This window comes from Mycolicibacter heraklionensis (assembly GCF_019645815.1).
Taxonomy (GTDB): domain Bacteria; phylum Actinomycetota; class Actinomycetes; order Mycobacteriales; family Mycobacteriaceae; genus Mycobacterium; species Mycobacterium heraklionense.
Genome location: NZ_CP080997.1, coordinates 15,055 through 29,169 on the forward strand (window position 1 = coordinate 15,055; position 14,115 = coordinate 29,169).

At 67.0% G+C, this 14,115-nt stretch carries 11 protein-coding genes, 1 tRNA gene and 1 pseudogene; 4 read left to right on the forward strand and 9 right to left on the reverse strand.

Translation table 11 applies throughout. The features are described 5' to 3' along the window. The first annotated feature begins 9 nt into the window (after positions 1 to 9). Positions 10 to 681 (forward strand): aminodeoxychorismate/anthranilate synthase component II, encoded by a 672-nt coding sequence (locus K3U94_RS00075; protein WP_220695211.1) that lies wholly within the window; start codon positions 10 to 12, stop codon positions 679 to 681. On the opposite strand, the gene pknB is transcribed toward K3U94_RS00075, so the two are convergent. From pknB to K3U94_RS00110, 7 genes are all read right to left on the reverse strand, one after another. Further along, complete coding sequence (gene pknB, locus K3U94_RS00080) at positions 682 to 2,556, reverse strand: Stk1 family PASTA domain-containing Ser/Thr kinase (protein WP_220695212.1); 1,875 nt, start codon at positions 2,554 to 2,556, stop codon at positions 682 to 684. Then, entirely contained in the window at positions 2,553 to 3,785 is a 1,233-nt protein-coding gene (locus K3U94_RS00085; protein WP_220695213.1) for a protein kinase domain-containing protein, read from the reverse strand. The genes pknB and K3U94_RS00085 overlap by 4 nt, the downstream gene beginning before the upstream one ends. Next, entirely contained in the window at positions 3,782 to 5,260 is a 1,479-nt protein-coding gene (gene pbpA, locus K3U94_RS00090) for a D,D-transpeptidase PbpA (RefSeq protein ID WP_047321140.1), read from the reverse strand. The genes K3U94_RS00085 and pbpA overlap by 4 nt, the downstream gene beginning before the upstream one ends. Beyond that, positions 5,257 to 6,666, reverse strand: a complete 1,410-nt coding sequence (rodA, locus tag K3U94_RS00095; RefSeq protein WP_220695214.1) for a peptidoglycan glycosyltransferase RodA — start codon at positions 6,664 to 6,666, stop codon at positions 5,257 to 5,259. Before rodA ends, pbpA begins: the two co-directional genes overlap by 4 nt. Beyond that, positions 6,663 to 8,117 (reverse strand): PP2C family protein-serine/threonine phosphatase, encoded by a 1,455-nt coding sequence (locus tag K3U94_RS00100; RefSeq protein WP_220695215.1) that lies wholly within the window; start codon positions 8,115 to 8,117, stop codon positions 6,663 to 6,665. The genes rodA and K3U94_RS00100 overlap by 4 nt, the downstream gene beginning before the upstream one ends. Then, positions 8,114 to 8,581 carry an FHA domain-containing protein FhaB/FipA gene (locus K3U94_RS00105; RefSeq protein WP_047321631.1) on the reverse strand — a complete coding sequence of 156 codons (468 nt, stop codon included), beginning with the start codon at positions 8,579 to 8,581 and terminating at the stop codon, positions 8,114 to 8,116. The genes K3U94_RS00100 and K3U94_RS00105 overlap by 4 nt, the downstream gene beginning before the upstream one ends. A gap of 153 nt (positions 8,582 to 8,734) precedes the next feature. Further along, entirely contained in the window at positions 8,735 to 10,198 is a 1,464-nt protein-coding gene (locus tag K3U94_RS00110) for an FhaA domain-containing protein (RefSeq protein ID WP_047321632.1), read from the reverse strand. A gap of 257 nt (positions 10,199 to 10,455) precedes the next feature. Here K3U94_RS00110 and K3U94_RS00115 point away from each other — a divergent pair. From K3U94_RS00115 to K3U94_RS00125, 3 genes are all read left to right on the forward strand, one after another. Beyond that, positions 10,456 to 10,538: transfer RNA gene (locus K3U94_RS00115), tRNA-Leu, on the forward strand. Between the two features lie 246 nt (positions 10,539 to 10,784). After that, positions 10,785 to 11,567 carry a TIGR04255 family protein gene (locus K3U94_RS00120; protein ID WP_220695216.1) on the forward strand — a complete coding sequence of 261 codons (783 nt, stop codon included), beginning with the start codon at positions 10,785 to 10,787 and terminating at the stop codon, positions 11,565 to 11,567. Between the two features lie 44 nt (positions 11,568 to 11,611). Beyond that, the gene (locus K3U94_RS00125; protein WP_220695217.1) at positions 11,612 to 12,130 is read left to right on the forward strand and encodes a hypothetical protein; all 519 of its coding nucleotides are present in this window, start codon (positions 11,612 to 11,614) and stop codon (positions 12,128 to 12,130) included. 734 nt (positions 12,131 to 12,864) lie between these two features. Here the strand turns inward: K3U94_RS00125 and K3U94_RS00130 are convergent. Both K3U94_RS00130 and K3U94_RS00135 read right to left on the reverse strand, forming a co-directional pair. Further along, a complete protein-coding gene (locus K3U94_RS00130) occupies positions 12,865 to 13,290 on the reverse strand; it encodes a tautomerase family protein (RefSeq protein WP_220695218.1) in 426 nt (141 codons plus the stop codon). A 34-nt stretch (positions 13,291 to 13,324) separates the two neighbouring features. Then, positions 13,325 to 14,023, reverse strand: a pseudogene (locus K3U94_RS00135) (SDR family oxidoreductase); the annotation flags it as partial. Positions 14,024 to 14,115: the final 92 nt, after the last annotated feature.

The window sequence follows — 14,115 nt, forward strand, 5'->3', positions numbered from 1 at the left end:
CTGTTGGGCGTGCGGATCCTCGTCGTCGACAATTACGACAGCTTTGTGTTCAACCTGGTCCAGTATCTGGGCCAGCTGGGCGTACAGGCTGCCGTCTGGCGTAACGACGACGCCCGGCTGGCCGACCCGGCCGCTGCCGTTGCCGACTTCGACGGGGTGCTGCTCAGCCCCGGACCGGGCACGCCCGAACGTGCCGGTGCGTCGATCGCTCTGGTCGGTGCATGCGCGGCGGCGCGGGTCCCGGTGCTGGGAGTGTGCCTGGGGCACCAGGCGATCGGCGTCGCCTTCGGCGGCACCGTGGGCCGGGCGCCGGAGTTGTTGCACGGCAAGACCAGCACCGTCTTCCACACCGACGCCGGGGTGCTCAAGGGTTTGCCGGACCCGTTCACGGCCACCCGCTATCACTCGTTGACGATCCTGCCCGAGACGTTGCCTCCCGTTCTGGAGGCCACGGCGCGCACCCGCGGCGGGGTGATCATGGCGGTGCGGCACACCGAGTTGCCCATCCACGGGGTGCAGTTCCACCCGGAGTCCATCCTCACCGAGGGCGGTCACCGGATGCTGGCCAACTGGCTGAGCTACTGCGGCTACACCTGCGACGACGCCTTGGTGCGCCGGTTGGAGGAGGAGATCGCCGCGACCGTGCAGACCGCGCGTATCGCCAGCAGTACGGCGAGCTGACTACTGGCCGAAGCGCAGCGTGATGTTGCCGTCGGTGTTCACGCCCTGGCCCGCTGCCGGGCTCTGGTAGAGCACCCGGTTGTGCCCGGACCCGCCGGCGTCGACGTCGGCGCCCTTGACCAGCATCCCGGTCCAGCCCAGGGCCCGCAGCTGCGGTTCGGCGTCGGTCCAGAACATGCCGGTCAGATCCGGCATCACGAACTGGTTGCCGCGGGAGACCCGTAGCTCGATCACCGCGTCGACGGGCACGGTCTCGCCGCTGGGCGGGCTGGTGGCGATCACCTCACCGGCCGGCCGCGGACTGTCCACCGTCACTTCGGTGATCTTGGTGAATCCGTAGACCGTCAGGTTCTTCTGCGCCAGGTCCAGCGTCTGGCCGGTGACGTCGGGAACGGGCTTGGTGGCCGGGCCGCTGCCGATCACGATGATGATCTCGTTGGTGACTGCCGTGGTCTGATTCGCCGGCGGGTTGGTGCCGATCACCTTGTCTTTGAGTTCCGGGGTCGACGGCGAGTTGACCTGCTTGAACTTGCCGAAACCGGCGGCGGTCAGCTTCTTGACCGCGTCGGCGTAGCTCAGGGTCGCCACGTCGGGAAGCTGGCGCTGTTCGGGACCGTAGGACACGTCGACGGTGATCTTGTCGCCCTTGTTCGCCGGGGCGCCGGCGGGCGGGTCGGTGCCGATCACGTGGTCGGGCGGGACGGTGGAATCGGCGCGCTGCTCGGTGCGGGTCTTGAAGCCCTTGTTCTGTAGTTCGGCGATCGCGTCGACCGACGCACGGCCGCTGACGTCGGGAACCTGGATCTGGTGGGTACGGCCGCCGAACGTGTTGATCGACACCGTGACGATCACGGTCAACACGGCGAGCACGATCGCGGCGATCAGCCACCGGCCCACCGAGCCCGGCCGCTCGTGGGCGAAGTCGAGTTCCTGACGCGGCAGCGGGTCGGTCTGCGCCGCGGCGCCATCGCCGGACCGGGGCGTCATGATCGAGGCACGGTCGGCCGCGGTGAGCACCCGGGGGGCCTCGGGAGTCTCCCCGTTGTGGACCCGCACCAGATCGGCACGCATCTCGGCGGCCGTCTGGTAGCGATTGTCCGGGTTCTTCGCCAACGCCTTGAGCACCACCGCGTCCAGGTCGGCGGGCAGGCCCGGGAGCCGCTGCGACGGGGGCACCGGGTCTTCGCGGACGTGCTGGTAGGCCACCGCCACCGGTGAGTCGCCGACGAAAGGTGGGTCGCCGGTGAGGATTTCATACAGCACGCAGCCCAGCGAGTACACGTCCGAGCGGGCGTCGACGCCCTCGCCGCGAGCCTGTTCGGGCGACAGGTACTGGGCGGTGCCGATCACCGCGGCGGTCTGCGTGACGCTGTTGCCGGCGTCGGCGACCGCGCGGGCGATGCCGAAGTCCATGACCTTCACCGCGTTGTGCCGGTCGATCATGATGTTGGCCGGCTTGACGTCCCGGTGGATGATGCCGTGCTGGTGGCTGAAGTTCAGTGCTTGGCAGGCATCCGCGATCACCTCGATGGCCCGGATCGGCGGCATCGGGCCGTCGTTGTGCACGATGTCGCGCAGCGTGACGCCCTCGACCAGCTCCATCACGATGTAGGGCAGCGGCCCGGCTGGGGTCTCGGCTTCGCCGGTGTCGTAGACGGCGACGATCGCCGGGTGGTTCAAGGCCGCGGCGTTCTGCGCCTCCCGCCGGAAGCGCAGATAGAAGCTGGGATCGCGGGCCAGGTCGGCGCGCAGCACCTTGACGGCCACCTCGCGGTGCAGCCGGGTGTCGACGGCGCGGTGCACCTCCGACATCCCGCCGAAGCCGAGGATCTCGCCGAGTTCGTAGCGGTCGGAGAGCCGCTGCGGCGTCGTCATTCTGAAATCCTGTGCCAGGTCCATCCCGACGAGTGCGCGGGTGGTGTCGTCGACGACGATTCGGAGCTCGACGAGCTGGTCAGTGGTGCCCCGGTGTCGGTGACGGTGGCCGGCGCCAGGGAGCCGCCCGGGCTCTTGGCGTTGACCACGATCAGCACCGCGATGATGATCGCCAGCGTGCCCAGCACCCCGGCCGCCCACAGCAGCGCGCGCTGCCCGGCGGTGAACGTGCGTCGGGGGGGCGGCGTGCGATGGTTGCCGGCGCTGGGCCGGGCCCGGCGCGCCGCGGTGGCTCGAGCCGACACCGGCGGTGCGGCGCGGGTGGCTGCCGTCGACGGGATGGCCGACGGGGCGGCGCGCCCGACCGGAAGTGCCTGACTGGGCCGGGTGGGACGGCGACCGGACCGCACCGCGGCGACCGCGTCGGCGAACGGGCCGCCGCTGCGGTAGCGCATCCCCGGGTTCTTGGCCAGCGTGATCTCGATCAGTTCGCGCACGTTGGGCGGCAACTCGGCCGGCAGCGGCGGCGGCGGTTCCTTGATGTGCTTCATCGCTACCGTCAGCGCACCGTCTCCGGTGAACGGCCGACGGCCTGAGAGCACCTCGTAGCCGACCACGCCCAGGGAGTACACGTCACTGGCTGCGGTGGCGTCCTGCCCCAGCGCCTGCTCCGGAGCGATGTATTGGGCGGTGCCCATCACCATGCCGGTCTGGGTGACCGGCGCGGCGTCGACGGCCTTGGCGATGCCGAAGTCGGTGATCTTCACCTGGCCGGTGGGCGTGATCATGATGTTGCCGGGCTTGACGTCGCGGTGCACCAGCCCGGTGCTGTGCGCCACCTGCAAGGCGCGCCCGGTCTGCTCCAGCATGTCCAGGGCGTGCCGCAGCGACAACCGCCCGGTCCGCTTGAGCACCGAGTTCAGCGGCTCACCGTTGACCAGTTCCATCACCAGGAACGCGGTGCGGCCCTCGCCGTCCAGCTCGGTCTCGCCGTAGTCGTGCACGCTGGCGATACCCGGGTGGTTGAGCATCGCGGTGTTGCGGGCCTCGGCCCGGAACCGCTCGATGAACTCCGGGTCGGAGGAGAACTCCGGCTTGAGCACCTTGACCGCGACGCGGCGGCCCAACCGGTTGTCGACGGCCTCCCACACCTGGCCCATACCGCCGGTGGCGATGAGCCGCTGCAACCGATAACGCCCGGCCAGCGCCGCGCCGACTTGGGGGCTCATGATCGCCCCTGCAGGGCGGCTTGGATGACGGCCCGCCCGATCGGTGCGGCCAATGCGCCGCCGGTGGCCGCCAACCGGTCGCCACCGTCTTCCACCACAACGGCAACGGCCACTTTCGGGGCGCTGGCCGGGGCAAAGGCGATGTACCACGCGTGCGGCGGGGTGTTCCGCGGATCGGGACCGTGTTCGGCGGTGCCGGTCTTCGACGCGATCTGTACGCCCGGGATGGCCCCCTCCTGCTGGGTCATTCTTTCGGCGTCGATCATTAGTTCAGTTAGCTTAGCCGCGACCTGCGAGGACACTGCACGGCGCTGCTCGTGCGGCTGGGTGGTGGCGATGCCCGCCAGGTCGGGACCTTCCAGCCCGTCGACCAGGTAGGGCTGCATGGTCAGCCCGCCGTTGGCGATGGTCGCCGCGATGACCGCGTTCTTCAGCGGGGTGACCGCGACGTCCTTCTGGCCGATGCTGGTCATTCCGAGCGCGGCGGCGTCGCCGATCCGGCCGACGGTGGACTCCGCGACCTGCAGGGGCATCGGTTCGGGGGTGATATCCAGCCCGAACCCCTGGGCGGTGCTGCGCAGGGCGTCCACGCCGGTACGAATACCCAACTGGACGAAGGCGGTGTTGCAGGATCGGGCGAACGCGACTCGCAGCGGAACAGTCTGCTCGCTGCCCTCGCAGGTGTTGCCGCCGTAGTTCTCCAGCGTGACGGTGCTGTCGGGCAGGGCGATGCGCGCCGCGTTGGTCAGCTGCTCGTTCTCGCTGACGCCGGCCTGCAGCGCGGCAGCTGTCGTGATGACCTTGAACGTCGAGCCCGGTGGGTAGGTCTCACTGATGGCGCGGTTGGTCAGCGGCGAGTCCGGGTCGTCGCGCAGCTGTTGCCAGGCCTGGCCCTGCTTGGCCGAATCGTGCGAGGACAGCAGGTTGGGGTCATACGACGGTGCCGACACCATCGCCAGGACCTTGCCGGTGGACGGCTCCAGGGCCACCACCGCCCCGCGGCAGCCGCCGGTGCATCCCTTCTGCATCGCCTCCCAGCCGGCTTGCTGCACCCGGGGCCGGATGGTGGTCTCCACCGTGCCGCCACGCGGGCTGCGGCCGGTGAAGAAGTCGGCCAACCGCAGCCCGAACAGGCGCGGGTCCGATCCGTTGAGCACGGTGTCCTCGGCCCGCTCGAGGCCGCTGCTGGAGTAGCGCAGCGAGTAGAAACCGGTGACCGGCGCATACACCGCGGGGTCGGGGTAGATGCGCTGGTATTTGATTCGATCGTCGGTGGCGACCGAGTAGGCCAGCAGTTGGCCGGCGGCGGTGATCTGGCCGCGTTGCCGGGAGTATTCGTCGAGCAGCACCCGCTGATTGCGGGGGTCGGCCCGCAGCCCGTCGGCGGCGAAGACCTGGGTCAGGGTGGCGTTGCCCAACAGCAGCACGATCAGCGCCATCAGGGTCATCGCGACGCGGCGCAGGGAGGTATTCATACGCGCTCGATCACCGCCGTGCCGGTGTCGCCGATCGGGGCCGAGCGCACGGGCTGCGTGCTCAGCGGCCGGCGGGCGGCGTGCGAGACCCGCAGCAGGATCGCGAGCAGTACATAGTTGGCCAGTAACGAGGATCCGCCGTAGGACAGCCACGGGGTGGTGAGCCCGGTCAGCGGAATCAGCTTCGTCACGCCCCCGACCACGATGAACAGCTGAATGCCCAGCGTGGCGGCCAAACCGGCGGACAGCAGCTTGCCGAAGCTGTCGCGCACCGCGATCGCCGTGCGCATGCCGCGCACGATCACGATGGTGTAGAGAATCAGCACCCCGGCCAACCCGACCAGGCCCAGCTCTTCGCCGAACGCGGCGATGATGAAGTCCGTCGAGGCCGCGGGCACATAACCCGGTTGGCCGTTGCCCAGCCCGGTGCCGAAGATGCCGCCGGTGGCGAAGCTGAACAGCGACTGCACCATCTGATAGCCGGCGCCCTCCGGGTCGGCGAACGGGTCCAGCCAGGTCTGCACCCGCACCCGGACGTGGCTGAACAGGAAGTAGGCGGCCACGCTGCCGGCGGCGAACAGCAGCATCCCGATCACCATCCAGCTGAACCGCCGGGTGGCCAGGTACACCACCACCAGGAACGACGCATACAGCAGCAGGGACGTGCCGAGGTCCTTCTCGAACGCCATCACGCCGACCGAGATCACCCACGCGGCCAGCAACGGCGCCAGGTCGCGCGGCCGGGGCAGGTTCATGCCCAGCACGTGCTTGCCGGCGCTGGTGAACAACCGGCGCTTGGACACCAGCACCGCGGCGAAGAAGATCAGCAACAAGATCTTGGAGAACTCGGCGGGCTGAATTGAGAAGCCCGGCAACCGAATCCAAATCTTGGCACCCTGGCGCTCGGACAGCGACGCGGGCAGCAGGGCAGGGATCACCAACAGCACCAAGCCCACCAGACCGCAGACGTAGCCACTGCCGGCGAGCTGGCGGTGGTCCTTGAGCGCCACCAGTACCAGGGCGAAGACCCCGACACCGACCAGCGTCCACAGCATCTGCGCGCTGGCCCCGGGGCGGGCGTCAGCGCCGTCGATCCCGACCCCCAGGTCGATGCGGTGGATCATCACCAACCCCAGGCCGTTGAGCAGGGCCACCACCGGCAGCAGCAGCGGGTCGGCGTAGCGCGCCGACCGCCGGATGACCAGGTGCGCGAAGCTGAACAGCACCAGAAACGCCACCCCGTAGCCGACCAGGTCGGGGCGCAGGCCCTGCTCGTGACCGGCCTCGACGATCAGCATCGCCACGGCGATGATCATGGTCGCGAAGCACAGCAGCAGCAGTTCGGCGTTGCGTCGGTCCGGCAGCGCCGGGGTCAGCGCCACCGGCGGCTGCGGCTGTGTGCTCATGATGCCGCCCGGCAGTCGGTCCCCGGTTCTGGAGGTGCCGGCGGCAGGTTGGTCAGGGTGGGCAGGCGCGGCTTTCCGGAGGTTTGCGGGGGCGGCGGCGGGCCGGGCCGGGGGCCGGTGGGGACCAGACCCGGGGACGGGTTGCGCGACGGGGTGGAGCTGGTGCCGGCGGTGGCCCCGTGCGGGCACGGCGGCAGCAGGGAATCGCGGGCCAGATTGCGCAGTTGGGTGATCGCGTCGTCGAGGGTGCCGGCGGGCAGGCCGTTGCTGACTTGCTGGCGAGCCGGCGGGCGGAGGTCCTGCAATGTCATCAGCCGGCAGGCCAGTTTGTCGCCGGACTGGCTGAAGCTGATCTGCACCAGCTCACCCCGGCTGTCCAGGCAGCCGAGCAGATAGGGCTCCTGCAGCGGCACCCCCAGGATCGAGCCCTGCACGCCCCGCATGATCGCCACCGTGCCGCCGTAGGCGGTGACGTAGTAGTTGGTCCGCACGACCGCCCGCCCGACCAGCAACGCGGCGCCCAGCAGCGTCAGCAGCAGCGCCGCGATGATGAACTTGCGCCGCCGGGACCGGGGCGGCCGGTCCGGGGTTTCGATGCGCGGCAGCACGCGCTTGGCGACGGTCTTGCGCGGGGAGATCGCCGATGCCCGGCCGGCGGCGGTGTTGAGGGCGATCACGTGGTCGTCGTCGCTGTCGGAGACCGCCCCGGCCAGGATCGGCTGGGTTTGGCCGTAGTCGACGTCGACCACGTCGGCCACCACCACCGTGACGTTGTCAGGGCCGCCACCGCGCAGCGCCAACTCGATGAGCCGCAGCGCGCAGTCGTTGACGTCGGGGATCTCCAGCGCCTCGTGGATGGTCTCGGTGCTCACCGGGTCCGACAGACCGTCGGAGCACAGCAGGTAGCGATCCCCGGCCTGCGCTTCGCGCATGATCAGCGTCGGCTCCACCTCATGGCCGGTCAGCGCGCGCATGATCAGGGAGCGCTGCGGATGGCTGTGCGCCTCCTCCAAGGTGATGCGGCCTTCGTCGACCAGGGTCTGTACGAAGGTGTCGTCCTTGGTGATCTGGGTCAGTTCGCCGTCGCGCAGCAGGTAGCCGCGAGAGTCGCCGATGTGGGCCAGCCCCAGCCGCGGGCCGGCGAACAGGATGGTGGTGAGCGTGGTGCCCATGCCTTCGAGCTCGGGGTGCTCTTCGACATAGGCGGCGATCGCCGAGTTGCCCTCCCGCACGGCGCTTTCCAGCTTCGCCAGCAAGTCGCCACCGGGCTCGTCGTCGTCGAGATGTGCCAGCGCGGCGATCACCAGTTGCGACGCGACCTCACCGGCCGCGTGCCCACCCATGCCGTCGGCCAATGCCAACAACCGGGCTCCGGCGTAGACGGAGTCCTCGTTGTTGGAGCGCACCAGACCGCGGTCGCTGCGGGCGGCGTACCGCAGAACCAGGCTCACCGGCGGAGCTCGATCGCGGTCTTGCCGATGCGTATCGGCGTGCCGATCGGAACCCGTATCGCAGTGGTCACCTTCACCCTGTCAAGGTAGGTGCCGTTGGTCGAACCCAGATCTTCGACATACCATTCCGTGCCCCGCTGAGATAGCCGAGCGTGCCGGGTGGAGGCGTAATCGTCGGTGAGCACCAGCGTCGAATCGTCGGCGCGGCCCACCAGGACCGGCTGATCGCTGAGCGCGATGCGTGCCCCGGTCAGCGGCCCCTCGGTCACCACCAGATGCCGCGCGGTGGTCCGCTGCTGGCGCGGCGGCAGCAGCACGCCCCGGATCGAGAGGCCCCGGCGGACCATCACCGCGCCGGTGGGTGCGTAGATGTCGGTCCGCAATATCCGCAGCACGGACCAGATGAACAGCCACAACAACGTCAAAAAACCGGCTCGCGTCAGCTGCAGTACCAGTCCCTGCATCCGGCGTCCTCTCCGTTGTCGCGCAGCCCACGGCGTGCTCCTTACTGCGGAGCACTTCGGCAAAGTCACGATACTTGGGCGCGGGGGGCCGTAGGGCAAAGCGGCAGCGCTTTGCTGGTTGAGATTGTCAGTCGAGGGACGCTGCCGCCGTGCCTAGTGGACCCGGACGATGATCTCGGAGTGGCCCAGCCGGATGACGTCGCCGTCGGCCAGCTGCCACTCCTGGACCGGGGCGTTGTTCACCGTGGTGCCGTTGGTGGAGTTCAGGTCCGACAGCAGGGCCACCCGGCCGTCCCAGCGGATCTCGAGGTGACGGCGCGACACCCCGGTGTCCGGCAACCGGAACTGGGCGTCCTGGCCGCGGCCCACCACGTTGGCGCCCTCGTGCAGCTGGTAGGTCCGGCCGCTGCCGTCGTCGAGCTGCAGGGTGACCGAGGCGGGAGCGCTGTAGGCACGCTGGCCGTAGCCGCCGCCCGGCGCCTCCCCGTAACCGCCGGGTGCGGGCTGGCCGTAGTCGTAGCCCCCTTGGGTTCCCTGGCCCTCGCCATAGCCGCCGGGTGCGGGCTGGCCGTAGTCGTAACCAGCGGGAGCAGGCGGCGCCTCGCCGTAGCCGTAGCCGGGCTGCCCGTAGTCCTGGCGGCCGTAGGACGGGGCACCCTGGTCGTACCCACCCTGGTCCGGGTAGGCGGGACGCTGATGTTCGTACTGGGCCTCGGGGTAGGAGTAGTCGTCCTGGCGGGCCGGTGGGCGCTCGTAGTCGCCGTAGCCGGGCTGGCCGCCGGCCGGGTAGGCGGGCGCCGCGGGGGGCTGGTGCTGCGGGTAGCCCTGCTCATAGCCGGCGGGGGCGCCGTAGCCGCTGGGCGGACGCTGCTCGTAGGGCTGGGCCGGCGGGGCGTAACCGCCGCCCTGGCCGGGGTAGCCGCCCTGCTCGGGACGGCGGGGCGGGGCGTACGCACCGGGGCCGCCCTGGCCCTGGTCGGGGTAGCCGCCGCGCTGCTCCTGCTGGTAGTGCTCGGCCTCGGGTGCGTAGGGGCCACGGGGGTCCTGACCGCCGCGAGCATCGTCGGCCGGCCGGCCGTAGCGCGGGTCGTAGTAGTCGTCGCCGGGACGATCCTGCCCGTGGGCGCCGTGGTAGCTCGGGTTATCGGTCATCGGAGGCACTCCTGATTCTGCGGTAAACGCATGAACTGATTGTGGCGGGCGGGATTCGTTGAGCGTCTTGTGGGGGCTGGCGTCAGGGTTGACCCCACCCCGTGCGCGGACCTGGCCGGTACGCAGGCTCGGCGACTGCTGGAACCGGACAACCACATCACCATACGTTTGCCACCCCTGTTCGCCGATGTACCCGGCCAAATGCCGGGCGAAGGCCTTCGACGTCAGATCCTGGTCGGCGCCCACCTTGTCGTAGTCGTCCATACCGAGGGTAATGACGTATTCGTTGGGCGCCAAAAGTTGATTTCCGGCAAGGGCGCGCACGCCGGCGGCGGCTTCGCGGCGCAACGCAGCCTCGACTTCCTCGGGGAGGACTTCCCCTCCGAAGACCCGGGCCATCGCATCCTCCACAGCGGATTCGAGTTTGCGCTCGATGCGATGAACCAGCCCGCGCTGGCTGTCCAAGCTGCTACCCGCCTTACTCTCCGCCGTCATCAGTTGTATCGGGGACGCTGCCGCGGCGTGTCGCTCAGCTGCATCCGCCCTGGACATGGTATCGACCCGGGGTGCCACGGCGGCACCCTTCTTCGGCGGAGAATCGGATAAGACCAGGTCACGAAGGGGTCACGGCGGCTTGGGCGGGGCTCCGAGGGGCTGGGCGGCGGGGGCGGAGCCGATTTTTTAGGGGTAAGGGGACCCGTGATAGGCTCCCCCGGTTGCTCGGGCGAGTGGCGGAATGGCAGACGCGCTGGCTTCAGGTGCCAGTGTCCTTCGGGACGTGGGGGTTCAAGTCCCCCTTCGCCCACAGTGTGATGAGTCGGGTCATGGGTTACACATGAGTCGCGTCATCGGTTACGGATTGGCCCCGGCTTTTGTCGGGGTTTTTCTGTTTGTTGGGCCAGTAGTTGTGGTTGGTACGCAACGTTCTCGTGCGGGTGGTTCCGTGCTCGGGGCCGGCTCAAATTCACGGAGTCAAGGGAACGGCGGCGCGCAATGGGACATGCGAGGATGCGTCCCGCAGGTTTCAAGGCGCGCTGTGTACTCTCGTGACATGGAGGCAAAGGGCGTGTCTGGGTTGACTTTGCCCAGCTTTCGGAAGCCACCGGTCACCGAGGTCGCGTTGTCTTTTGGCTTCAGCCCACTGATGGGACTGCAGTTCGCAGCCATGTCCGACCTCCGTACGCGATGGGCGACGGAACTTCCGGAAGCGATCGAGCAGCCTTACTTGGAAACAGCGACACAGTCGCAAGGGTTCCGGATAGATATCGGTCCCCCGCCGCGTCGCTTGTGGTTCCTCAATTCCGAGGGCGATCAAGTTGTACAAGTCCAACGCGATCGACTGATAGCAAATTGGCGAGCCGTCCCCACAATTGAAAAACCCTATCCACGCTACGACGCGCTGCGTGCAAATTTTCTGGAACGGTGGCTCGACTTTAACGAATTTGTTGCCGAGCAAGGCGTGGCTCCGGCTATTCAACCACACAACGCAGAAGTTACCTACATCAACGTGATTCATAGCGATTCGGATGACGCGCGGGTACCGATTGCTGACGTTCTCAAGATGAACTACGACGAACTCTCGAGAGACGATATCGAGCTAACTTCGATTACCCAGGTACGGGAGGTCCCAGCTGCACAAACAACTTTGACCATCATCGCAAACGTGGATGCAAGCACGGCAGGCCATCCAGTAGTCTTGCAAATCGTCGCTTGCACTCGAGTCGATGAAACACGGCCGCCGGACAGCGCATTGGACTTAGCGCGTGAATTTGTAGTTGGAACGTTCGCTGCAATTACCACGGACGAAATGCAGTCGCGATGGGGACGTGAATAGCAATGGTAACTATGCCTTCTCTAACTTCGGGTACTACTCTGCAGATGGGCCAAGCAGCACGGAATCTATACGCGCACGGCTCTGCAACGCTGCCGAGGAAATTTCTGTACGAGGAACCATCGCCCCTCAACGAAGTGACTATCAAACTTCCAGACCCGGGTCCAATGTTACGGACTGTCATCGAAGATGCCGTTAATCGACTAAATGGCTTGCGTGCCGGGCTACTATCGCCGGACTGCGGTCAGCACGACTTAGCTCCCGCGGATGCGGCTAGCATAAACGCTATCTGGGCAATTTGGGTTATTAGGCCGCGGATACCCGCTCAAATTTTCCCCTTGGCGGGCGGAGGTATTCAAATCGAATGGCACCACGGCGGTTTAGATATCGAAATCGAGTGCCTGGCAGATGACTCTCTGTATATCTATTTGGCATTGAATGAAAGCGGCTTCATCGACGAGGAGGCGCGAGGTCCACGGATTGTCGAGCTACTTCGGGGCGTGGGCAAGGAACTTGATAATGCGACGGCGGGTTACGGTGGAGAGCAGATCACCTTCTACAGCTGACCTTGCCCCGAGCGATTTTGAACGCGATAAGCTACTCCGACGCATACCAAGCCTTGAAGATGAAGCCTTCTGTGTCGTAAATACCGAAACAGGCGAAGCGCGGCTCAGCAGCGCATGCTTCAAGCTGCGTTCAGATGAGACGGGACTTTCCATCTACTCACAAACGATAGTAACGCGGCGGTCTCTGACATACGAGGATGTGTGCCGAAAGCCTCATAATGCGGTCGCATCGATTTCTGGTACTGAACCCTTGTGTCACGGACTGCAGACCATTGCTGATCCTTGGCCGCCCGACGCGCCGGAGCCAGATCATCCAAGAAACGCTGCGCATGCCATCATTAATGGTATTCGGCAACTTGCTCCGAGTAAGCAGAGGAAGTTAGCGCGCGATCTGGCAAAAATTGCGGTCATAGTTCATCCCGTCGGATAGTTCGGTAGGATAGCCCGACCGAGTAAAGTGCATTATGGCTGCGGACAACGCTACTGCTTTACGGACGGCGCGAATTAGCCGGGAGCCCTGAACGCATGGAAGGCGACGGCTCCCATAATTGGCCCGCGTCCGGCTCTACCCACAGAATCGTAGGCGAACGCTCCACCACGTTTCCGCACGTCCCGGGAGCGCCAGGAGTCAAGAGCCGTTTGCCGTACGGTGGGCTTATAGGCCCTGTAACTACCATAGGGCGGTATTCGACGGCTGGCGAGAGTATTGAAAACGCTAGCTGACCCGCCGCACACTAGTATGCCGACACGGAATTATCTCTAGCCCACCGCTTCTCGGCGTCCGATCCCCCGGGCGGCGGTACCAGCCCGTTGATCATCCACAGTTCTTCGCTGGTTTCGTCGACATGGAATTCCCAGTGCAGACCGGGGCGCTGATCAAGCGTCGGGGTAAGGATCTGGTTGATCCATTCGGCGATCCGCCGGCGGCCTTCCTTGTCGACGGAGTGACGGGCGATGTGGTCGATGACGACGCGAACACCGACTTGGGTGGGCTCACCACCGACATAGAAGTCCTCCGGCACGGTCTCGTGGAAGACGGTGACCACGTAGAAGCGCGGCAGCCCGGCGCTCTCGTAGTGGTCGGTGATTCGGGACGCCAGCGCGCGCTTCTCCTCGGCATCGAAGATCCCCGGGGTGTGGTGAATTGTCCACAATGGCATGGCGGTTCAGTGCTCCTTGGTTGACGGGTGTCCAGTGGGACAGAGCGAAGGACAGGTTCTCGACCGGCCCGGACAGCGCAGCCTTGACGCCGACGGACACGTCGTCGGCCAGCACTTCGGCGGCACCGGATTCCACGCCGTCGACGATGCGCCGCGCCACCTCGGCCGGCGTCACCTTGGGCATGGTGATGGCCGAGACCATGTCGGTGTCGATGAATCCGGCATGCACGCCGACCACCTGGGTGTGCTGCGCCGCCAGCTCGGTGCGCAGTGAGTTGGTCACCGACCAGGCGGCGGCTTTGGAAGCGCCGTAGGCGCCGGAGCCGGCCAGCCAGGACAACACCGAATGCATGTTGACCAGCGCCCCGCCGCCGTTGGCCGCCAAGATCGGCGCGAAGGCTCGCGCGACGCGAAGCGGGCCGAAAACGTTGACGTCGAACGTGTCGGTGATGCGCTCGAATGAGCCGGTCAGCAACGCGTCCGGCAGCAGGATGCCGGCGTTGTTGAACACCAGCTCGGCGTCGCGGGCCACCTCTGCCAATGCCGCCACCGACTCGGCGGAGCGCACCTCCAGCGGGCGTGCCACCACCTGCGGGCGCGCATCGGTGAATGCGGTACGGGCGGTCGAGTACACCTTGTGGGCACCGCGGGCCAGCACCTCGTCGACCAATGCCGCCCCCAGTCCGCGGCGCCCACCGGTGACCACCACGACCTTGCCCTCTACTGCAACCATTTCCCGATCCTCTCCACACTGACTAACGATGGCGTTAGTAAGAGCGAAGCACGGATATCTGGATAACGCAAGTGTTAGTCACGTAAGCTGGC

Bases quoted from the DNA above. Each gene is read 5' to 3' on its own strand.
- K3U94_RS00130 (WP_220695218.1), bottom strand. From the start codon at position 13,290: ATGCCATTGTGGACAATTCACCACACCCCGGGGATCTTCGATGCCGAG.
- rodA (WP_220695214.1), bottom strand. From the start codon at position 6,666: ATGAGCACACAGCCGCAGCCGCCGGTGGCGCTGACCCCGGCGCTGCCG.
- K3U94_RS00125 (WP_220695217.1), top strand. From the start codon at position 11,612: ATGGGCCAAGCAGCACGGAATCTATACGCGCACGGCTCTGCAACGCTG.
- K3U94_RS00120 (WP_220695216.1), top strand. From the start codon at position 10,785: ATGGAGGCAAAGGGCGTGTCTGGGTTGACTTTGCCCAGCTTTCGGAAG.
- K3U94_RS00085 (WP_220695213.1), bottom strand. From the start codon at position 3,785: ATGAGCCCCCAAGTCGGCGCGGCGCTGGCCGGGCGTTATCGGTTGCAG.
- K3U94_RS00105 (WP_047321631.1), bottom strand. From the start codon at position 8,581: ATGCAGGGACTGGTACTGCAGCTGACGCGAGCCGGTTTTTTGACGTTG.
- pknB (WP_220695212.1), bottom strand. From the start codon at position 2,556: ATGACGACGCCGCAGCGGCTCTCCGACCGCTACGAACTCGGCGAGATC.
- pbpA (WP_047321140.1), bottom strand. From the start codon at position 5,260: ATGAATACCTCCCTGCGCCGCGTCGCGATGACCCTGATGGCGCTGATC.